Genomic DNA, 21,575 nt, shown 5'->3' with positions numbered 1-21,575 from the left:
AGTAAGTGAAGCTCCAGAAAATCAAAGACACAAGTACCCCGATTCGTTGCCTGAGATGAATCCCACACAAAAAGCGACACTTATTAGGATTCCACGCCCTGATGGCCGCTGCGAACACAGCGTTCCAACAAAGCGTCATAGATAGGGGTCGTACCCAAGAGGTCGGACACCATAAGTGCAAGGAAACTGCACAAAGCCACCGGAAGCATGTGGGTCAGAGTGCCGCTCATCTCAACGGTAAGCAGAATTGAAGTCAGCGGCGCCTGGACTGATGCCGTAAGCGTACCAGCCATCGCACAAACGGCGAAAACAGGTATGATCGATGCCGGAACAAGTCCGCCTCCGGCGACCGAATTGACCCTCACCAGAAACGAACCCCATGCAAACACCACATGCTCAGTGGACATCGAAGGGGCACCCACACCTGAGCCGGAAAAACCGACATCCAAGCCATGCAACAGCACCCCATACATGGCCCCAAGAAGTGTCCCCACCGTCAGAATCGGCATGAAGATGCCGCCGGGAGCACCGGAACCAAAACTTACGGCGGTGAAGAACATCTTGCCAAGGAACAACAGGGCGAGAAACGTGATTCCCGTCGCCGCTGCCGACTGTTCGGCCAATTTGATCAGGGTTGCGCCGCCACCAAGCTCCTGGGGCAAGAACAAACCGATCGGCAATGCAATGGCAAGCGCAACAACAGGACGTGACCACCAAGGTAGTTTTGCGTACACCGTCTGAGCACCGAGCAGCAATCGGTTCATCATCGTTCCAACCAACCCCGCGAGCAAACCAAGCGGAACGATCCACCAATACTGAGGAAGGGTAAGCTGCGAGAATCTCGTGAAGTCAAGCACCGGAGTCAGACCGAACCAAGCTTTAGCCACCGCATCGGCGCTCAAGGCCGCACCTGCCGCTCCAAGCAATATCGCCGGGGAAAAACTATGATGTACCTCCTCAAGAGCGAACATTACACCTGAAAGGGGTGCACTAAAAGCCGCGGAAAGTCCAGCTGCGGCACCTGAGGTGATTAACACATCAGTCTGGGAAGTATCCGGCCGTGACTCTTCAATAGATGGGGCTGGAAACTTCTTCCCTGACCTGAGGATCAATCCACGTGTGCCACGTGCCATGCCTTGCGCCGTCGCCGCACCAATCTGTACGCTCGGCCCTTCCTGTCCCAGCGACAGGCCGAACATAGCGCAAAGCAGGCCACCAAGGAAACGGACGACCAGAACCATCGCCCAACGCATCTTGAGCCCGAGGCGCACCACACCTTCGACTTGTGGAATGCCGCTCCCCGAAGCCATAGGCTCCAAACGAACCAACCAAGCCACGAAGAGTCCAACCACAAGCGCCGCAAGACCCCAAGGCAACGCAAGCCAAGCGTCGCGGCGAATCTGCGGATACATCCATTTTGCGAACCGCGTGGCCAGCTCGATGCCCTGCCGGTAACACGCGACAAGCACACCCACGAGCAAGCCGCACACCACCGCACGAGCCGCCACAACCCACTTGCTGCGACGTGATATGCCTACGATCGCCACGGTCTGACTTCCAATCCTTCCTACCTCTGTTGATGACAACAGAATCCCTCATCGTCACCGGTTTTTCGTAAGTCGGCTTTCGTTCATCCACTCGCCCAGACTAAGTGCGTCGAAACTCTCAGTCGCACGTCGCCGGCGGCCATCATGTTCGTTCCGGATAGCTTCAGTCCACCAACGAACGCACTGAGATGATATGGTCGCGCTCCGGACCGGTGCCGATAGCTGAGATACGGCAATTGGACAATTCCTCAAGCCGTTTAACATAAGCTTGCGTGGTTGCGGGCAGATCCTCGAAACGGTGAACCTGCGAAATATCCTCGGTCCATCCAGGCATGGTCTCATAGACAGGTGTGGCCCGCATGAAAGCATCCTGATCGACAGGCATGTCGCCATAACGGGTATGAGTGCCATCACCATTATCCACATTATAGGCGACGCAGATGGGAATCTCCTTCAGACCAGTCAGGACGTCGAGCTTGGTGAGCACGATGTCCGTAAGTCCATTGACCTGCGCGGCATAACGGGACACCACCGCGTCAAACCAGCCGCAGCGACGCGCACGCCCGGTGGTCACACCGTACTCATGACCTTGGGCCCGCAACCATTCGCCGGATTCGTCGTTCAGCTCGGTCGGGAACGGTCCCTCCCCGACCCTGGTGATGTAGGCTTTCGCTACACCGATCACACGGGATATCTTCGTAGGTCCGACGCCGGTGCCGGTGCAGGCACCACCCGCCGTGGGATTAGAGGACGTGACGAATGGATAGGTACCGTGGTCCACGTCAAGCATGGTGGCCTGCCCACCTTCGAAGAGCACAGTCTTGCCTTCGTTGAGAGCCGCATTGAGAAGAAGCGACGTATTGGCCACATACGGTCGTAGTCGTTCACCCAATGCAAGCAACTCATCCGTCGTCTCATCAACATCGATCGGTCGACGATTATACAGCTTTATCAGCATCTGATTTTTCTGATGGAGACTGGCCTCGACCTTGTCACGAAGGCGCTTCTCATCGAAGAGATCATGCACCCGTATGCCGACGCGATTGATCTTATCGGCGTATGCGGGTCCGATGCCGCGGCCTGTGGTGCCAATTTTATGCTTACCCAGGAACCGCTCGGTCACCTTATCGATGACGCGATGGTACGGCGCGATAACATGAGCCGACTCACTGACACGCAACCGCGAGCAGTCCACGCCTCGCGATTGCAATCCGTCTATCTCCTCGAACAGCACCTCGGGATCGATCACCACCCCATTGCCGATCACTGGTGTGACGTTCGCATTGACTATCCCACTGGGCAGCAGGTGCAGCGCATATGTCTCGTTTCCGACGACCACGGTGTGCCCGGCATTATTGCCGCCATTGAATCGCGCCACATAATCGACTTTAGTGCCGATGAGGTCGGTGGCCTTACCCTTTCCTTCGTCTCCCCATTGAGCGCCGATAAGAATTATTCCGGACATCAACCCCTCCCAGATATGCGTTTTTCGCCGTTACACGACTCTACCCGCAGGCATACCTAGACGCAAGGCCGGTGAAAGCGGTACAAACCCAATCAATCCAACCATATCCGGCCGTCCGGAAGACCAAGCATTCTACTTGAGGGCCTTGCCGGCACTTCCCAGCACTTCACAGGCCTCCACCACACGGGATGCCATCGCGCTCTCGGCTTGCACCCCCCAGGAACGGGGATCGTAATACTGCTTGTCTCCGACCTCTCCATCGACCTTGAGAACCCCATCGTAATGCTTGAACATGTGCCCTGCAATCGCTCGGGTGAATGCATACTGCGTATCAGTGTCGATGTTCATCTTCACCACACCGTAGCCCACCGCTTGGCGTATCTCCTCCTTGGTGGAGCCGGAACCTCCGTGGAACACCAATTTGAAGGGTTTGTTTTCAGGAAATTCAGGAACGGAACCGCCTCGAACGGGGACAAACGCCGGAACGGTTCCATTGGCACCAGCGACTGCGCTGCCTTCGTCGTCACGATCTTTTGCGGCATCCGTGGAGGGGTTCACCGCAGCGGCAACGGTACGCTGAATCTCGCCAAGAAGTTCCGGGCGCAATTTCACGACACCAGGCTTATAAGCACCGTGAACATTGCCGAAAGTAAACGCGGCCATGTAATTCCCACACTCCCCTAATCCCAGCCTACGGACCACCTCCAAGGCGTCGGCCGGTGTGGAATACAACTTTTCGTCTATTCTGGCGATATGACCGTCCTCTTCACCACCCACCGCACCTATCTCGATTTCGAGAATCGTGTGTGCCTTGCGTGAGCGGTCTAGCAACCGCTCCGCTATGTCGAGGTTATGACCCAGAGATACGGATGAGCCATCCCACATATGTGATTGGAATGCAGGCTCCTCACCCCGACGCACCTGCTCGGCTTCATGGTCGAGCAACGGCAGCACCCACTCTCCCAGATACGGTTCGGCGCAATGGTCGGTATGCAGCGCGATGGTTATGTTCGGATACCTTCTCGCCATCTCACGCGCAAAACCCGCGAAGGCCAACGAACCAGCCACGCGGTCGCGCACCGCCTGCCCGGAAAGATATGCCGCACCACCCACGGAAACTTGAATGATTCCGTCCGAGTCCGCTTCTGCGAACCCCTGCAACGCCGCGTTCAACGTCTGGGTGCTCGTCACATTGATTGCAGGATAGGCATACCCGCCCGCTCGCGCGGCGTCAAGCATCTGCGCATATCTTTCCGGAGTTGCAATAGTCATATCATCATTATGAGCCGCGGTCTACACAAATCGCTCGAGCCGCAGCCCATACCCTGCTATTTTCCCCAACCTACCAAGGTGGGGTCCAAGGTTTGCAGACCATGCGGCCCCCAATTGGCCAAACCTTTCTTCACTGCGGTGAAAGAGGGAGAAGCCTGATAGGGCATAGTGCCGTATAAATTCAGCGCGGCCTTCTCGGCTTTGTTCGCTTCCACCACTGCTTTGAGCTGACCTTCGATTGTGGAAGGCCGTTTGGCGAGGCGGTCGATTTCGGCATTCCCTATGTGCGTATAATTCGAATCGGATTTGGAACCGTAAAGCTGCATCAACGCGGTTTGACCATAGGGATCGGTGACCACCCATGACATCGGAAGCACATCGTAATCGCCACCGTTGAGAACATCAGCGAAATCTGCGCTTGAATGCGGATCCAGATTGATCTTCACACCGACCGCCTTCATCATTTGAGAATAAGCCTTCGCCGCAGCCACTGTGCCGGCGCTGTCCCCGAAATACGTATACCGAAGTTCAAGGCGCTTACCGGCCTTAGTGTAATAGCCGTCAGACCCGAGCTTGTAACCTGAGGCAACAAGCGCCTTCTTGGCCGCTTCCTTGTCAAGTCCCTTTTTCACGGCAGCTGGACGATTGTCCTCATATCCTTCCTGGAATACAGGGAAGAGTTCGGACCCTGGCGTGGGCACGGTCCAATTGAGACCTTGATTCGCAATGCTCGCCAACGTCTTGGTGTCGAGTCCGAAGGTGATGGCCTTACGAACGTTGATGTCCTTAAGCGCACCTGCAGTGGCGTTATATGTGAACACACCGATGCTGGAACTGTACCCGAGCCGGATCTGTATGCCTTTGACCGTTTTCGCGGTTTTCAAATCGTTGGCGGATGAGAAATTGACGGCATCAAGTTCACCGTTTTTGAAGGCGTTGAAACTGGCACTGCTTTCCATATGCTTGAATGTCACCTTTGAAAGCTTCGGCTTACGGCCCCACCAGGAAGGATTACGCTCGAACACGGTCTCATCCTTGTTGACCTTCACCGGCTTGAATGGGCCAGCGGCCCATTCCGCATGAGGGTTGTCAATCCATCCTTTGGCGTATGTCTCGCGGTCAAGTGCCTTTGGATTGGCCAAACCGCTGAAAAGCTGCTGCCAAGGATAGTAAGGCTTGGAGAACGTGATGACCGCTCCCTTCGCGTTCTTACCCTGTTTCACGCTTTCGATATCCTCGACTCCCTGTGTGCTGGCCGGATTATAGATGGGATCTTTGCCGTTCATCAGCTTCCAGTTGGCCTCAAAAGCGGTCCAGTCAATCGGCGTGCCGTCATTCCACTTGGCTTTTGAATTGATGTCTATGGTCACGACCATGGGCTTGCGGCTGGTAAGTTCCACGTTGGTCACATAGTCCGGATTCCATGTCAGATTACCTTTGACGTCCAGGCAATACAGATTGGGCATGTACCATTGCCACATGTTCGACATGGCTCCGGTATTGCCGTCAGTGCTGTATAGGTTCCAGTTCGGCGCATAATCCTCGACGAGGGTGAGTGACCCACCGTCCCTAACCTTATTGTAAGGCTGTGGATTATTGTATGCTTTATCGGGTAAAGGCATTGGATATTCGCCCTTATAATCTTCAGGAAATCCAGCTGCAGGCTCACTCACCCTACTGACCTCATTTCCCTGTGTACCCGAGCCGCCGTTTTGACCGCAGCCAGACAAGACCATGACCAAAGCCAAAGCAGCCGCTCCTGCGACCGCCCAACGTTTACCGGTGAAGCGCTTATTGCGGAAACACACGTTTTCTGCACGAAACATCTTCCCTCCTTCTCTCAGGACTGCACAGCAGCCGCCCGCTTTTCTCCGTATTACGTAACCACACCTCTTATAATAAATGATTATCCGTATTTACGTATAATATACGTTACAGAATAGTCCCCTTTTATGCCATCAATTCTCATTATTCGGACCCATAAACAAAAGACCGTTGCATAGTTATTCCTATGCAACGGTCTTCACTGGGAAATGCCGTTATCTTATTTCATCCACGGCAACAGGACGATGGCGGTTCACTTCTGCCAGCCTACAGTGACGGGATCAATGCCCTTGAAGCCGTTGGGACCATAGTTGGCCAAACCCGTCTTCACGGCAACGAAGGACGGAGGCACGTCCAAAGGCCTTGTACCATAAAGCTTCAAGGCTTCAGCCTCGGCTTTGTTGGCGGCAGCCACAGCTTTGAACTGATCGGAAATGGTTCCAGGCACATCAGCCATCTTGTCAATCTTGGAGTTGCCCACGAAACTGAAGTTGGAGGCAGACTTGGAACCATACAGCTGATTGACGTTCACCTGGCTGTACGGACTCGGTGCACTCCACGACATGGGGAGAATATCATAATCGCCGGAATTCAAGGTTTTCGAGAACTTGGCGCTGTCACGGTTGTCAATCGTTATCTTGATTCCGGCATCCTTCATCATTTGCTGATAGGCCTTGGCCATGGCGGTAGACGTCGGGGAATCACCGAAGTATGTGTACCTCAACGACAGCACCTTGCCGTCCTTGGAGTAGTAACCATCAGAACCCTTCTTATACCCGGCCTTCGAGAGGGCCTTGTCAGAGGCCTTCAAATCCTTACCGTTCTTAAGATTGTCCGGCAGATTGTTCTCATAACCTTCCTGGAAGACCGGGAAGAGTTCCGAGCCTGCCTCCTCTGGTGTCCAGTTGAGACCCTGGAAGTGCACTTTCGTCATTGTATTGACGTCCAGCGCCTCATTGATTGCCTCACGTACATTGATGTCCTTCAGCGCGCCTGACTTGCCATTATACATGAGCACATCCGTGGACTTGCTGTAACCAAGGCGAATCTGAATGTCCTTACGACCCAAGATAGTCTTCAACGAGTTGTTGGTGGCGAAAGTCACCGCGTCAAGTTCACCGTTTTTGAAAGCGTTGAGTGTGGCGGCATCCTCCATGTATTTGTAGGTGATCTTGTCGAGTTTAGGCTTCACACCCCACCAGTTCTCATTGCGTTCGAAAATCGCCTGATCCTTATCGGCCTTGGTGACTTTGTACGGACCAGCTCCCCACTCATTGTGCGGATTGTCGTTCCAGCCTTTTGTGAACGTCTCAGGATTGGCTGCCTTGGGGTTGAGCGCCGTACTAAAGAGAGTTTCCCATGGGAAGAACTGCTTGGCGAAGGTGATCACCACCTCCTTGGAGTTCTTGCCCGCCTCGACGCTTTTGACGTCCTTGTATCCATCGGTGCTGGCGGCATTGTATCCCGGGTCCTTGCCGTTCTGCACATCTACGAGCGCCTTGATGGCGGTCCAATCCATGTCGGTTCCATCGTTGAATTTGGCTTTCGGATTGATGTCGATGGTCACGACCTCGGGGTTCTTGCTTGTCTGTTCAGCCTTGGTGACATAGTCTGGGTTCCACGTGATGTTTCCCTTGAGGTCCATGTTGTAGAAGCTTGGCATGTACCAGTTCCACAGTCCACTCATGTAACCTGTGTTGCCATCGACGCTGAAATAATTCCAGCTGTCGGTGTAGGTGGTGGCTAAATGAAGCTCACCACCGTCTTTCACATTATTCGCAGGCTGCTCGTTATCGTAAGCCTTGTCCTTGGAGGGCATAGGATATGCTCCCTTGTAATCCGGCGTGAAACCCGCCGCGGGTTCCGCGGCGTTACTTCCCGTCGCCTGGCTCCCGGTCGTCTTACCTCCGGAACCACCGCATCCTGCCAGAAGCATGGTCAATGCGGCCAACGTGGCGGTAGCCGCCGTGAGTCTCTTCCCCATCGTGATCTTCATTGTTTTCCTCTCTGTTTCCACATTCAAAGACGATGAAACCATGTGCAAGCACTTGGAATCGACTTTGAATACTGCTGTTTCGAGAATGCGCTTACCATATGATTGGAGGCACCTGACTCTGCTTCGCTCGTAAAGATACACAATATGCGTTAATACGAAGTATTTGTAGTCTAAATTCAGCACCTCACAGAACTGTCACATATTTCATTATGTGAACACGAATAGAATAATTTGCACATATGATTACTTTTTATCTGATTTATCGAAGCATCTGGTATTACTTCGCACCCGATTATCAACCGAATATGGCACGGGACAGGACAATACATATTGGAAACTCACACACCATCCTGTCACCGCACCATATGTTCATTCGTACCACATCATGAATCATGGAACTTACCGAGAACCCATCGCTGGCGCCTACCTACCTTTGCCATCCGACAATCAAAGGATCGACCGTCTTAAAACCGGCGGGGCCGTAGTTGGCCAGCCCCTTCCTGACGGCCCAGATCTTCGGAGGAGCGTCATACGGGAAGGTGCCGTAAAGCTTGAACGCCTCAGCCTCCGCCCTGTTCGCCGCCTTCACCGCATCGGACTGCTTTTCAATGGTGCCAGGGACCTCGCAAAGGCTATCGATCTCATCGTTGCCGAGGAACATTAAGTTTGACTCCGATTTTGAATTATAGAGTTGATACAGCGAAGTCTGACCGTATGGATTATCTGCTCCCCATGCCGAAGGCATCACCTCATAATCCCGAGCTCCGGTCGTGGCAGCCCACTTCGAATTGTCACGGTTCTCCAGATTCACCTTGATGCCCACCTTCTTCATCATCTCGTTGAACGCCTTCGCAATGGCCGTGGTCGTCGGCTTGTCACCGAAATAGGTGTAACGTACGGTCAAAGTCTTGCCGTTCTTTGCGTAATACCCATCAGAACCCTTCTTATAACCGGAAGCCTCAAGTGCCGTCTTTGCCGCAGCGACATCAACCCCCTTCTTCATCTCGGGAGTGCGGTTGTCTCTGTAGCCTTCCTGATAAGACATAAAAAGCTGCGATCCGGGAGTATCCGGCTTCCACCAATCCCAGCCCTGGTACTCAACTTTATTGAGAAGCTTAACGTCAGTTCCGAAAGTGATGGCTTTGCGGACGTTGATATCCCGCAACGGACCGGCCTTACCGTTCATTATGAACACGGACACCACAGCGCCATACGCGATACGGATCTGGATACCCTTGCGAGTTTTAACCATTTGCAGGTCATTGTTGTTGGTGACGGGTACAACATCCAGCTCACCGTTCTTGAACGCGTTGAGCGAGGCTGAGTCTTCCATGAACTTATAAATAATCTTGTCGAGCTTAGGCTTGGGACCCCACCACGATGGATTGCGCTCCAGCATGGCTCCGTCCTTGTCCGCTGAAGCGACCTTATATGGCCCCGCAGCCCACTCATTGTGCGGATTATCGGTCCAACCGTGCGAATATGTCTCTGGTGTCACGCCATCAGGGGAATAAAGGAACGAAAATAGGGGCTGCCAAGGATAATAAGGTTTTTCAAAGGTGACCACCGCCTCTTTGGCGTCCTTGCCAGCCTCCACACTTGAGATCAATCGGTAGCCGTCGGTATTGGCCGCAGAATACGCCGTGTCTTTCCCGTTGTTGACCTGCCAAGTCGATTTGAACGCCGTCCAATCAATGTCCTTGCCGTTGTTCCACTTAGCCTTGGGGTTGATCTCGTATTTGATGGTCAACGGATTTTCACTGGTGACCTGAACGTCAGTGACGAAATTCTTGTTCCATTTGAGGTTACCCTTCAAATCATATTGCTGAAGCATTGGCATATAGAAATTCCATATTTTCGCCATGCTAGCCGTATTTCCTTCGACGTTCATGAAATTCCAATTCGGCGTGTAACGGGTGGCTACCGTCAAGGAACCGCCCTCTTTGACGTTATCACCCGACACAGGATTGTCATAGGTCTTATCGACGGACGGCATAGCATAGGCGCCTTTGTACTCACCGTCGAATCCGGCCGCCGGCTCTACGGCGCTACCAGACGCATTACCTCCCGCACCTTCCAAAGAACTTCCACACCCCGCGAGAAGCATGGTCAGCGCGATCACCGTGGCAGTAGCCACCGTAAGTTTTCTTCCGATTTCACCTTTCATTGTTTCCCTCCCCCTGTTTTCCAAGAACACGAACCGGCCCATACACCGGGAATCCACTTCGATCATTGTTGTTTTCGAAAATGCTCTGTACCCCTAACGATCATTCGGGATACACGCCCTTTTTCATTTGTATATATTTGATACGTTCAATGAATATGAAGTAATGAAATGCTAACGTGATGCCACCGATAGCACGCCGCGCATCTCACCATTTGAACTTTATACCAGTGCGGTTTCACCGCGTTTCAACGGGGAGTGGGTTTCCCATCGCACCGAGACCGGATCAGTAAAACGCAACACCCAGCTTCCAGGACATGCCTTACCAAGGCGCATGAAAAACTGAAGAAAACGGCAAACAGAGGCAAACCAAGTTTCGTCATCACGTGCCGCCATGATCCGCAAGCTCGACCGGAAAGCGTTGCTTCTTCCACCCCTTGGTAAGCATATTAGGAGTTCGAAGCCAGCAAAGGCGCCTGGTGTACTCCAGTGCCATGGCTTGCAAAGCAAAAGGACGCACCTATGACACTGAAACGTGCAACTCCCAGAGGTTAGCTCGCAGATACCGAGGCATTCGTGAAATGGCAGGCGGACATATGGTTCAAGCCGGCACCCGGAACCCCCCAATCGTCAAGGGCGGGCGGTTCGGTCTCGCACAACAGCTGTTGCTCCGTACTCAGCGTAATCTTGAGCGGGCAGCGCGAAGCGAACGGACAGCCGATAATCTTCTCGGTCGGACTTGGAAGCTCACCTTGAAGCATCACACGACGCTGTTCCCGGGCGACTTTCGGATCGGGGACGGGCATGGCTGAAAGCAGGGCCTTGGTGTACGGATGCTGAGGATGCTCGAACACCTCTTCGGTTTCCCCGCTCTCGACGATGCGTCCGAGATACATGACAGCGACGCGCGTGGAAATATGGCGGATAACCGAGAGGTTGTGGGCCACGAAGAGATAGGCCACACCCAGCTTGTTCTGCAGGTCCTCAAGCAGATTGATCACGCCCGCCTGAATGGAGACATCAAGCGCAGAGACGGGCTCGTCGAGTAGAATGAGCTTGGGGTTGACCGCCAAAGCACGCGCGATGGCGATACGCTGGCGCTGCCCGCCGGAGAACTGCGTGGGAAATCTGTCCACCTGATCGGGATTCAACTCCACCAGCCGCATAAGCTCGTTGATCCGCTTATTGATGTCGTTCTTGCTGGTGTGCAGCACCTTAAGAGGCTCGGCAAGGATGTCGTATATCGGCAGACGCGGATCAAGCGAGCTCATAGGATCTTGGAATACGTATTGGATCCGCTCATGAAGCCGACGGCGCTCCGCCCCGCTCATCCTGGCGCCGACATCCTGGCCGAACAGCTCTATGGTGCCGGACTCGGGAGAGGCAAGGTTCATGATTTCCAGCAGCGTCGTGGACTTGCCGGAGCCGGACTCGCCTACAAGCGCTACTGTCTCGCCTTCTCGCACATCGAGTGTTACATCGTCCACCGCGTGGACCTCACCGATCTTACGACGGAGGAATCCGCCGCCAGTCAACGGAAAAGTCTTGCGCAGATGATTGACATTAAGGACGATGTTACGGTCTTCACGCGCAATCCCATCGAAGATTGACTTCGTTGATTCCCCGACCTTGTATACATCGGTGAAGGTCAAATGGTTTTTCACGACCAAATCCGAGCGCAGGCAGGCTGCAAACTGACCAACCCGACCCGTTATGGGCTCAAGATTCGGCTCGACTTTCCTGCATTCCTCAACGGCGAGCGGACAACGTGACGCGAACGGGCAACCTTGGGGAAGGTCGGCGAGATTCACCGTGGAACCCGGAATAGGCACCAATCTGCCAGACTTCCCTTTGTCGGAACGAGGGACGGCACCCAAAAGTCCCATAGTGTAAGGCATGACCGGATGTTCGAAGATATCATCCACAGGAGCCTTCTCCACGGCACGGCCGGCGTACATGACGAGGATGTCATCGGCAATGCCGGCGATGACACCAAGGTCGTGGGTGATGAAAATCAGCGCGGCGCCGGTCTCCTTCTGGGCCTTGCGCAGCACTTCCAAAACCTGGGCCTGGATGGTCACGTCAAGTGCGGTCGTCGGCTCATCCGCGATTATGATATCTGGATTGTTGGCGATGGCCATCGCGATGACCACGCGCTGGCGCATGCCGCCGGAGAACTGATGTGGGAATGACTTGAGACGTTCCTCGGCGTTGGGTATACCCACGAGCTGGAGCAGCTCGATGGAGCGGGCAGTGACGTCCTCCTCGCTCATATCCGGGTTGTGGATCTCCAGGGCTTCCTTCATCTGGTCACCGATGCTGAACACAGGGGTGAGGGCGGAAAGCGGGTCCTGGAAGACCATCGCTATTCCCTTGCCGCGAATAGCGCTCATCTCCTGGTCCGACTTGGTAAGCAGTTCCTCGCCGTTGTAACGGATGGAACCAGTCACCTTCGAATTGGAGTCAAGCAAACCCATGATGGACATCGACGTGACGGACTTGCCTGAACCGGATTCACCCACGATACCCAACGTCTTGCCACGCTTTAGATCGAAATTAACGCCGCGGACGGCATGCACGGTGCCCGCCTCCGAGGCGAAGCTGACCCTTAGGCCACGTACGCTCAGGACGGTGTCCTCGCTGGGCATGCCGTTGTACGCCGTGTCTTCGGGGCGCAGAACGGTGGTGCCGTCCATCCCGCCGCCGACGAGAACCTTGGAGTCGGTATCTGCTTTTTTGGTCTTTCTAAACAATCTCATCGTACTCTCACTCGGCCTTTCCAACGGAACGTGAATTGGGGTCGATGGCATCCCTTATTCCATCGCCAATCAACTGCACTGAGAACGTCAACGCTATCAACACCAACGAAGGGGCTAGTAGGACCCACGGAGCCGTGATGGCGACCGACTGACCTTCATTGAGCAACGTGCCCAAAGAGGTGTCTGGCGCCTTGATGCCAAGTCCTAGGAACGAAAGCGACGTCTCGGACCCGACTGAGCCGACCACGCCCAGCACGGTGTTGATGATCAACACGGAGCCGAGGTTCGGCACTAAATGGCGCACAATAATACGGAAGGAACCGACACCCATGAACTTCGAGGCACGCACGTAATCCAACTCACGCAAGCTCAGCGCAAGCGTTCGCAGCGTCCTCGCATAACCTATCCAGCCAAAGACGGTCAGGCCGAAGGTCAGCCACAGCCACCCAGCAGTGCCCGAAGAGGAACGCACCAACATCGCGATGAGCAGAAAGGACGGAATTACCATAAGCATATCAAGGCACCACATTCCCACTTTTTCAAACCAACCTCCGAAAAAAGCAATACTGGTGCCGATAATGGCCGCGATAATTGTCTCCAGAATGGAACTTAGGAAACCGATGGACATGGATCTGCCCAGACCACGGACAACCATGGCGTACATGTCCGATCCGCCAGACGTAGTGCCAAGCAGGTGGTCGCTATTCGGAGGAACCCCAAGCGCCGCAAAATCAAGATCCTGATAGGTCCAATGTGTAAATTTATTGCCAAAAACCGCGAAGAAAACCAAAAGGACGAGCAGCACCAAACCCAACACCGCCGAGGGTCGACGGAAGAATCTGCGCACATACAAGGTCATGCGTCCGGTACGTTTGTAATCCGCATGCCTCTTTTCCTCCGCGGCTTCGTTCGGCTCATCAGCGGTGGTCTCGTCATATTGCCCTTGTGTCATTGCTTTCCCCATTCCGTTCTCAGTATCGGTTGACTGTCTGGGTTCAACTCAGCCGTATGCGTGGATCGAGCCATGCAGAGAAGATGTCTGCCAAGAGTGCACCTGCCAGTGTGCACAGACCTCCGAAAGCGGCTATGCACACCGAACCGTTGATGTCATTGGTGGATATGGTCGTGGTGAAATAACGGCCCAGACCATTGATGGCGAACACCGTTTCGGTGATGACCGCGCCGGTGAAGACCCCCGTTATGGAGAACGCCACATTGACGGCTGTAGGAATAAGCGAGGTACGCAGCGCATGCTTGCGGATCGCCTTGTTCAACGGCAGGCCTTTAGCTCGAGCGGTACGCACATAATCCTCATTCATCGTGTCAAGCAGATAGGTGCGCTGCGTAAGGTGGTAGCCAACGGCGCTGGGAAGCAGCAACACAATCGTTGGCAGGAAAATGTGCTGAAGAAAGTCCACGAACCACATGAACGGGTTGCCACCGTCATACGCATGCAGACCTGTCACATAAAAAATACGAACACCCGTCTTGGTGTTGACCCATATCGCGATGAGCGCGACGAACAGCCCCAGGACGGCCGCCGGAATTACCAAGAAAAACGTGGCCACCATGTTGAGCACACGGTCCTGCCACTTATACTGGCGAATGGCGGTGTACACGCCGATGCTCACACCCAGGACGATGGACAGGATCGTCGCGATCGTGACCAACTGTACGGAAGCTCCTATCCTGCTCCCGACCGCCTGCCGCACGGAGGATTGATCGGGGGCGAGACCCCAATCCCAATGCAGGACGATACCCTTGAGCCAACGCCAATAGCGCACCAGGATCGGCGTCTGGTCATTGATGTTCGCATTGGTCAGCGAACGGTTGATGGACTCGATCGGCGGATGCGGATGCCGCTCCATGTAATTCGAACGCGGATCCATGAAGGCGCTCGCCAGGAAGTACGTCATGGATGTGGCGACGAACAGCATAATCACGTAGTTCACACAGCGCTTTACGATGTATTTCAGCATTCGCGGGTCCTCCTGCTCTGAATCGTGAAGGACATGATAACTCACCTTTTGTCAAAATTTATTACGGTATAATGTCATACTTAGTTCCCGTAGCCTACGTTATGTCACTATCATACAATTGATTGTATTTTATTCATACCTCTGATCAAATGGTGTGCAATATTCGCTCAAAATATTCAAAACACAGTATTTTCGACATCGAAAAAGGTGTCCATATTGTGGTCATCCTGCGTGAATCGGGAATTCATGTAACATAGTGGGACTATTTTATTAATGCAGAGTGAGTGATGGACACGAACGTTCATACACCGCCGATCATGAAGGGACCCTCAAACATGAGCAAGGCATCGAAGACGGTGAAGAAACCCGCGACACGCGCCGGAAAAGAAAACGAAAAAGCGATATCAAGCAGAGCTATAGACGAATATTCCAAGAGATTCAACAGCGAACGTGCGAACCGCGTAGCCGCGAATGCCTCCACATCACTGGGCCTGATCAAAGCGGCCACCAGCTACCAGGGGGTACGCTCCCTGCCTAAGGATTTTTCCGTAGACCTCAAGCAGACAGGCATCACCAATCAGAAGCAGTCCGGACGCTGCTGGATGTTCGCGGCGCTGAACACACTGAGCTTCGAAGTCATGCACAAATGGAACCTTGACGACTTCGAATTCTCCGAATCCTATCTGTTCTTCTGGGACAAAATCGAAAAATCAAACACCTACCTGGAAAACGTGCTCGCAACGTTGGACGAAGACACCGACAGCCGAATCTTCACGATCATCAACTACGAGCCGGCTGATGACGGCGGCTGGTGGCAGATGTTCGTCAACCTGGTCAACAAGTACGGTTTGATGCCCAAGTCGGCCTTCCCCGAAAGCGCGAACTCCGGCAACTCAGACGACTTCACCATGTATCTCAACGTGAAGCTCCGAGAATTCGCCTCACAGCTGCGCGAAGAACATCAGGCAGGAGCCAGCTTGGACAAACTGCGCGAGCTCAAGCTCAACGACATGGAAACCGTCTACCGCATCTGCGCCATCAGCTTGGGAGAGCCGCCCAAAAAGTTCGATTTCTTCGCCCGTACGAAGGAAGACGACAAGAAGGAGGACTGCAAGGACGAAAAGACGAAATCCGATGGCAAAACGAAGAACGTTTCCAAGGACGCCAAGGACTCGAAGGAATCACGCATCGACGACAGGCCGCAGATCCGCGAATACGGGATCACACCCCAGGAATTTTATGCCAAGTATGTGCCCGTGGACGTCAACGACTACGTGACCCTATGCAACAACCCCATGAAATCACGCCCATTCAATCGTCGCTACCAACTGAAGTTCAGCACGAACGTGGCGGAAACCGGACCTCTGGAATTCGTGAACGTGGACATGGACACGATACATAAGGCCGCATTGGACCAGTTGCAGGCGGGGCACCCCTTGTGGTTCGCATGCGATTGCGACCAATATGCGCTTTTGCGCGGCAAGGAGGGCATCTTCGACCCAGGTGCGGTCCGCGTTGATGAGCTTTTCGGAACCGAATTCACTTTCGACAAGGCGCATGCCCTGCAGTACGGCGTTTCATCCGCCAACCACGCAATGACATTCACGGGCGTGAACATCGATGAGGACGGACAGGCCGACCGCTGGAAAGTGGAGAACAGTTGGGGCAAGGACGTGGGCGAGGACGGCTACTACGTGGCGTCGGACGAATGGTTCCGCCGGTATGTCAACGAGCTCATCGTCCGCAAGGAATTCCTACCTGAACCAGTGCTCGACGCGCTGCAAAGCGAGCCATTGACGCTTGAACCCTGGCAATCCCTCAGTAGCATCTGCCGATGACGACGGCATGTTGAGGCTGCGAACACCTACAAGATTCGGCCTCAACCTGGCCCCCGACCGAATTCACCGAGCACCGTAGACGCGTGCCTATGTGCGAAATGCGCAAAAGCACGCTGAGCAGCGCCACCATCAGGCAGCACGAACAGCATTGCAAGGACGATGACACCTCCTACGATGAAAACCAACGGCGGATACATCCAAAACGGACGAATGCTCGGAAACTTCGGATGCAAATACCGCCGACCATCATCAGGAAGGCATTCCAATGAACACCAGCGACACGGAGCGGCATGACGAGGCACAGGAACATCCAACGAAGGCGGACGACGGCATGCAGATGTCCGTCGACCAGACGTTCGACGCCGATGCATTCCTGAACGGACTCGATGCCATATACAATGCCCATAAAGCCAAAAGCAACGCCGAACCATACCTGCTGCAGGCCTTGACTGACGCTGAAAATGCCGGAGACGAGGCCGGCCTGCTTACCGTACTCAACGAGACCATGGGCTTTTACCGGTCACAAGGCAGACATGAGGACAACCAATGGATAATCCAAAGATCGATCGAACTCGGCTTGAAAATGCGCATTGAGGGCACCGAGGCCTGGACCACCACATTGATCAACGCGGCGACCGCCCTCAGGGCGGCTGGAAGATATGACCAAGCCAGGGATATCTATCTGCAGGCGCTCGAATCAGCGAAACGGACATACTCCCCCAATGACCGCAGACTTGCTGCTCTGCACAACAACATATCCATGCTGTACAGCGAAACCGGTGAGCTGCAACGCTCGGAAACCGAACTCAACGAGGCACTGGAAATTTTAGGACGGGCGACCACTGATCCCGACACCGACCTCGACATGGCAAGTACACACACCAATCTGGCGCTCGTACTGCTGCAGGAGGCACAGCAAAGCGGCGGAGAAGCCGCAACCGCGCACGGGAAACGCAGAGGGCTAATCGACGAGGCCACCTCTCACGCCGCAAAGGCCCTCGACATCTACATCAAAGGTCACCTGGAGCATAGCGCCCACTACGCATCGGCACTGGCGGGATACGCTCAAGCCTGCTTCGCAGCGGGTCGTTTCCGCCAGTCAGTCGAATCCTATGAGCAGGCACTCGCGGTCATCGACGAATGCTACGGCAACGACACCGATTATTACCGCATCACCGCGGAAAATCTTGAGCAGGCTCGCGAGGAGCAGCGCAAATGCGAAGACCGAGAAGAGAGCCCCGCACAGACAAAAACGAAGGCCAAAACCGGCGACGCAGGAATGAACGAAGATCGTTCGCAACCGACGGCCCATGCGAGTGCGATGTCAGGCATCACCTTGGCCAAAGCTTACTGGGAGCAAGTAGGCAGACCGATGATCGAGCGACGTTACCCGGAGTATGCCGGCCGAATCGCAGTTGGACTGGTCGGCCACGGGTCGGAATGCTATGGCTTGGACGATGAACTCTCACAAGACCACGACTTCGGCCCCCCGTTTCTGCCTGTGGCTCGACAAAAACGACTATGCCTAATAGGCGAACGGCTCGAAGCCGATTATGAATCACTGCCCCGGGATTTCATGGGGTTTCAGCCGACGCCGCGCACGCCGCGCTCACAAGGAGCACAGAGACGCGAAGGCGTGTTCGAAATAGGAGCTTTCTTTGAATCGATCACCGGTTTCACCAAGGCACCCGCAGAAGACAAGCCACACGAATGGCTGCTTATGGATGAGCCGACGCTCGCGGCGGCGACGAATGGAACCATTTTCGCCGACCCTCTCGGAGCATTCTCCAAGACCCGCCAGAGTTTCAAGTTCATGCCAGAAGACGTACGACTCTCACTGATTTCCAGAAGATTGGGCATGATGGCACAAGCCGGCCAATACAATCTGCCGCGAATGCTCGATCGTGGTGACGGTGCCGCGGCATGGCTGTGTATCCAGAAATTCGCCACCAATGCGTGCTCATTGGTGTTCCTCATCAACCGACCCGTCACCGTCGGCTACATGCCCTACTATAAATGGCAGTTCGCGGCGTTACGAAGGCTCAGCCGCCGTACCGCCACACGTTTGAAGAACGTATGCTGGTCACTGAAAACCCTGCTTCGTCTTTCCAGCGCGGCCTGTTTCGGCGGCGCGGCTTTCGGTGAAGGAGGCAAAGGGGCGACCGATGTGACAAGTCAGGTCCTGCAAACTGTGGAGGACATCTGCCGGGATGTCGTTACGGAGCTCAGGGAACAGGGGCTGACCGACAGCGACGAAACCTTCCTGGAATGGCAGCGCCCGTACGTCGAATCGCACATCAAAAGCCACGACCCCGTCTTACGGAGCCTGTAGACACATGACGGCCATCCGCCCGACGACGCAAACTGGCGGCACATCGGCGCTCGACGCACGGTGAGCACGCCCATATAGACTTGATGTCCGGACCCGGCAGTGCAAGGAAGCAGGGACCGAATCCTAAAGCATATGTCGCATACCTCGAAAGGAACGAACATGGAAGACAAACTCATGCAAAGCGTAATACGCTTGGAATGGGAGCAGTTCCAACGCACCGATAATGAGGGCGGACGGGCCGCCTGCCAAGGAGACTGGCCTACATTCCTGCAAATGCGCTCCAGCCAGTTCCTGACCTGGCCGCAACAGCTACTGGAAAGCTACAGGGACGATTTGGATGCAGCCGAACATTCGGACCGTAACCTGGTCACCGAAAAGTATGCCCGTATGATGGCATCCACAGCACCTGAGAAGTATGCACGCGACATCGAACCGTTCATACCACGTCTTTCGGAGCAACGGCTGGCCGCTCAGGAAGAGGTCATCATGCAGCAGGTGCGATGGGCGAACGCCTTCCGCATGCACTACCCTCGCCTCGGAAGTAAAATGAGGGCGCTCACCACACAGGAGGACACGGCACGCAGCACTTCCTTCGAAACCTATCTACGCGGAGAGCTGGGAACTTATGGAGATAGGACATTCCTGCTGTACCGCCGGTTCGTTCTCCGCATGGCGAGCGCCGAACGCAACCTCACGGAGGAGACGGTCCTGAACACCGTGAGGATCGAGGGATACGCGTCCCTCGCCGAGGCCGAAGCCTCGCAACGATGACCACCAACGATTCGAGACCTAGAGGCGCTGAGGTAAAGTGGCGTTCGTGCAATCCTTGAAACGATCACTGACCTGCCTCACCACATTCATTGTTCTTTCCTTCAGCCTCATGGCCATCGGGGCCGCCATGATGCCACACTGGACGGGATCGGCTCCCTACAAGGACCACATCCGCGTCGCCTCGGCGAACACCGACACAAGCGCGGTGGGCATCAGACCGACGGCGGAAGGCACATACGAAGTGCACACCACTTACACCCGTATACGGCTTCCAGGAGGAACGAGCGTGGATGCCATCATACGTGAACCCATAGGAGCGCCGGCGCACCGCCCCGCATGCCTGTTCGTACATGGCGCAGGCACCGGCAAGGCCTCCGAAGTGTTCGGCGACATCGCCCCTGCCATGGCCTCCGCAGGCATCGTCACACTCGTGCCCAGCAAGCGCCTCGACACTTACTCGACGTTACGGCGCGATTATTTCTCCATGGCCCGCGACTATGAGGCCTCCCTCAACGTTCTGCGTCGACAGCCCGGGGTGGACCGGGCGAAGACCGGCATCTACAGCGAATCCGAGGGTACCTGGATATCCGAGGTGATGGCCGCCGACGACCCGTCGATCGCCTTCATGATCCTCACCTCCCCTCCAGCGATGGCCGGCCGCCACCAAATGGCCATGGCAGCAAACACCTACCTTTCACTTTCCGGTGCACCTGAGGGGTTGCATCGTACGGTCGACAAGATTCTGAGTTTGGATTTCCGGCCATTCGGCCCGAACTACGCGGATTTCCCCGCGGAGCGATACCTGAGCCATCTGACGATGCCGATTTTGGCCAACTACGGCACCGATGACCCCTCGATGCCCATCGAACAAGGAGCGAAACTGATCATCGGACAAGCCTCCAAGTCAGGCAACGTCAACGTCACTGTGCGCTACTATGACGCAAACCATCAAATGAGGGTTGGAGCCAAGACCTCCAAACCCGGATTGCCACTGGACGTCAACTACACCAAGAACCTGGAATACTGGGTGCACGCAGTCACCTCAGAGTCAGCCGCGAGCGCCACGAGTTCCTACAGCGGCTGGACTTCACCACAGGTCTCCGGCTCACAGCCACATCAACGTTTCGCCGCACCGACACGAACGCCGTCCGGCATTGTCGGGTCCCTCAATGTGCTGGCCGGAACAATTGGGATGGCCGTCCTTTGCTTCGCGCTTGCGGCCGTGCTGGCAACAGCCGGCGTAATGGCGGACAGCGCGACACCGACGCGACACCGGCTCCCTAGCGGCCTTGCCGGCATTCTGGGAGCCAACGCCGGCATGATGACGTTTACTCTGGTGGCGTTCTTCATCTATACGACCATAGCCGTGACAAATGCTCTGAAACTGCAATCGAACCCACAAATCCTGCATGCAGGTTGGATCCTGCTAAGAATCCTGGCTTTTCTCGATGCGTCGGCAGCATCCTGGCTCGCCGCGAGACTGATCTTCGCGAGGCGCCAACCAGCCCGCGCCTTCGGCGCTTGCAGGATGGCGGCCACGACGCTGACCGTGGCGGGTGTGTTGGTCTCGCTGCTGTCATTTGCCTTCTTCGGACTATACAACTTCTAGGCCTGTCCATCCGGTTCCC

The 21,575-nt window shown here is 55.0% G+C and carries 12 protein-coding genes and 1 pseudogene; 4 read left to right on the top strand and 9 right to left on the bottom strand.

What is annotated here, in order from left to right:
• Positions 1-83: 83 nt before the first annotated feature.
• From BBOMB_RS00130 to BBOMB_RS00090, 9 genes are all read right to left on the bottom strand, one after another.
• Positions 84-1,547 (bottom strand): ClC family H(+)/Cl(-) exchange transporter, encoded by a 1,464-nt coding sequence (locus BBOMB_RS00130; protein ID WP_414133057.1) that lies wholly within the window; start codon positions 1,545-1,547, stop codon positions 84-86.
• A 163-nt stretch (positions 1,548-1,710) separates the two neighbouring features.
• Positions 1,711-3,012, bottom strand: coding sequence for an adenylosuccinate synthase (locus BBOMB_RS00125; RefSeq protein ID WP_044087725.1), 1,302 nt, complete (start codon positions 3,010-3,012; stop codon positions 1,711-1,713).
• Positions 3,013-3,144: 132 nt separating this feature from the next.
• Positions 3,145-4,284, bottom strand: coding sequence for a class II fructose-bisphosphate aldolase (fbaA, locus tag BBOMB_RS00120; RefSeq protein ID WP_044087726.1), 1,140 nt, complete (start codon positions 4,282-4,284; stop codon positions 3,145-3,147).
• A 56-nt stretch (positions 4,285-4,340) separates the two neighbouring features.
• A complete protein-coding gene (locus BBOMB_RS00115; RefSeq protein WP_052377301.1) occupies positions 4,341-6,110 on the bottom strand; it encodes an ABC transporter family substrate-binding protein in 1,770 nt (589 codons plus the stop codon).
• A 251-nt stretch (positions 6,111-6,361) separates the two neighbouring features.
• Positions 6,362-8,104 (bottom strand): ABC transporter family substrate-binding protein, encoded by a 1,743-nt coding sequence (locus BBOMB_RS00110; RefSeq protein ID WP_044087727.1) that lies wholly within the window; start codon positions 8,102-8,104, stop codon positions 6,362-6,364.
• A 427-nt stretch (positions 8,105-8,531) separates the two neighbouring features.
• Positions 8,532-10,271: an ABC transporter family substrate-binding protein gene (locus BBOMB_RS00105; protein ID WP_044087728.1), complete on the bottom strand. Its 1,740-nt coding sequence runs from the start codon at positions 10,269-10,271 to the stop codon at positions 8,532-8,534.
• A gap of 548 nt (positions 10,272-10,819) precedes the next feature.
• Positions 10,820-12,916, bottom strand: a complete 2,097-nt coding sequence (locus BBOMB_RS00100) for an ABC transporter ATP-binding protein (protein ID WP_044087767.1) — start codon at positions 12,914-12,916, stop codon at positions 10,820-10,822.
• Positions 12,917-13,034: 118 nt separating this feature from the next.
• Positions 13,035-13,979 (bottom strand): ABC transporter permease, encoded by a 945-nt coding sequence (locus BBOMB_RS00095; protein WP_044087729.1) that lies wholly within the window; start codon positions 13,977-13,979, stop codon positions 13,035-13,037.
• Between the two features lie 43 nt (positions 13,980-14,022).
• Complete coding sequence (locus BBOMB_RS00090; RefSeq protein WP_044087731.1) at positions 14,023-15,006, bottom strand: ABC transporter permease; 984 nt, start codon at positions 15,004-15,006, stop codon at positions 14,023-14,025.
• Positions 15,007-15,341: 335 nt separating this feature from the next.
• Between BBOMB_RS00090 and BBOMB_RS00085 the strand changes: the two genes are divergently transcribed.
• The 4 genes and pseudogenes from BBOMB_RS00085 (at position 15,342) to BBOMB_RS00070 (ending at position 21,556) form a co-directional block, all read left to right on the top strand.
• Positions 15,342-16,844, top strand: a complete 1,503-nt coding sequence (locus BBOMB_RS00085; protein WP_044087768.1) for a C1 family peptidase — start codon at positions 15,342-15,344, stop codon at positions 16,842-16,844.
• A 265-nt stretch (positions 16,845-17,109) separates the two neighbouring features.
• Positions 17,110-19,176 (top strand): annotated as a pseudogene (locus BBOMB_RS00080) (DUF4037 domain-containing protein).
• A 159-nt stretch (positions 19,177-19,335) separates the two neighbouring features.
• Positions 19,336-19,947: a DUF4125 family protein gene (locus BBOMB_RS00075; RefSeq protein ID WP_044087769.1), complete on the top strand. Its 612-nt coding sequence runs from the start codon at positions 19,336-19,338 to the stop codon at positions 19,945-19,947.
• Between the two features lie 37 nt (positions 19,948-19,984).
• A complete protein-coding gene (locus BBOMB_RS00070; protein WP_052377300.1) occupies positions 19,985-21,556 on the top strand; it encodes an alpha/beta hydrolase family protein in 1,572 nt (523 codons plus the stop codon).
• Positions 21,557-21,575: the final 19 nt, after the last annotated feature.

It is taken from the genome of Bifidobacterium bombi DSM 19703, assembly GCF_000737845.1.
Classification (GTDB): Bacteria; Actinomycetota; Actinomycetes; order Actinomycetales; family Bifidobacteriaceae; genus Bifidobacterium; species Bifidobacterium bombi.
Note: the sequence above shows the minus strand (reverse complement) of the source record. Positions and strands in the feature narration are given on the sequence as shown.

Bases quoted from the DNA above. Each gene is read 5' to 3' on its own strand.
- BBOMB_RS00125 (WP_044087725.1), bottom strand. From the start codon at position 3,012: ATGTCCGGAATAATTCTTATCGGCGCTCAATGGGGAGACGAAGGAAAG.
- fbaA (WP_044087726.1), bottom strand. From the start codon at position 4,284: ATGACTATTGCAACTCCGGAAAGATATGCGCAGATGCTTGACGCCGCG.
- BBOMB_RS00115 (WP_052377301.1), bottom strand. From the start codon at position 6,110: ATGTTTCGTGCAGAAAACGTGTGTTTCCGCAATAAGCGCTTCACCGGT.
- BBOMB_RS00110 (WP_044087727.1), bottom strand. From the start codon at position 8,104: ATGAAGATCACGATGGGGAAGAGACTCACGGCGGCTACCGCCACGTTG.
- BBOMB_RS00105 (WP_044087728.1), bottom strand. From the start codon at position 10,271: ATGAAAGGTGAAATCGGAAGAAAACTTACGGTGGCTACTGCCACGGTG.
- BBOMB_RS00100 (WP_044087767.1), bottom strand. From the start codon at position 12,916: ATGCCCAGCGAGGACACCGTCCTGAGCGTACGTGGCCTAAGGGTCAGC.
- BBOMB_RS00095 (WP_044087729.1), bottom strand. From the start codon at position 13,979: ATGACACAAGGGCAATATGACGAGACCACCGCTGATGAGCCGAACGAA.
- BBOMB_RS00090 (WP_044087731.1), bottom strand. From the start codon at position 15,006: ATGCTGAAATACATCGTAAAGCGCTGTGTGAACTACGTGATTATGCTG.
- BBOMB_RS00085 (WP_044087768.1), top strand. From the start codon at position 15,342: ATGAGCAAGGCATCGAAGACGGTGAAGAAACCCGCGACACGCGCCGGA.
- BBOMB_RS00075 (WP_044087769.1), top strand. From the start codon at position 19,336: ATGGAAGACAAACTCATGCAAAGCGTAATACGCTTGGAATGGGAGCAG.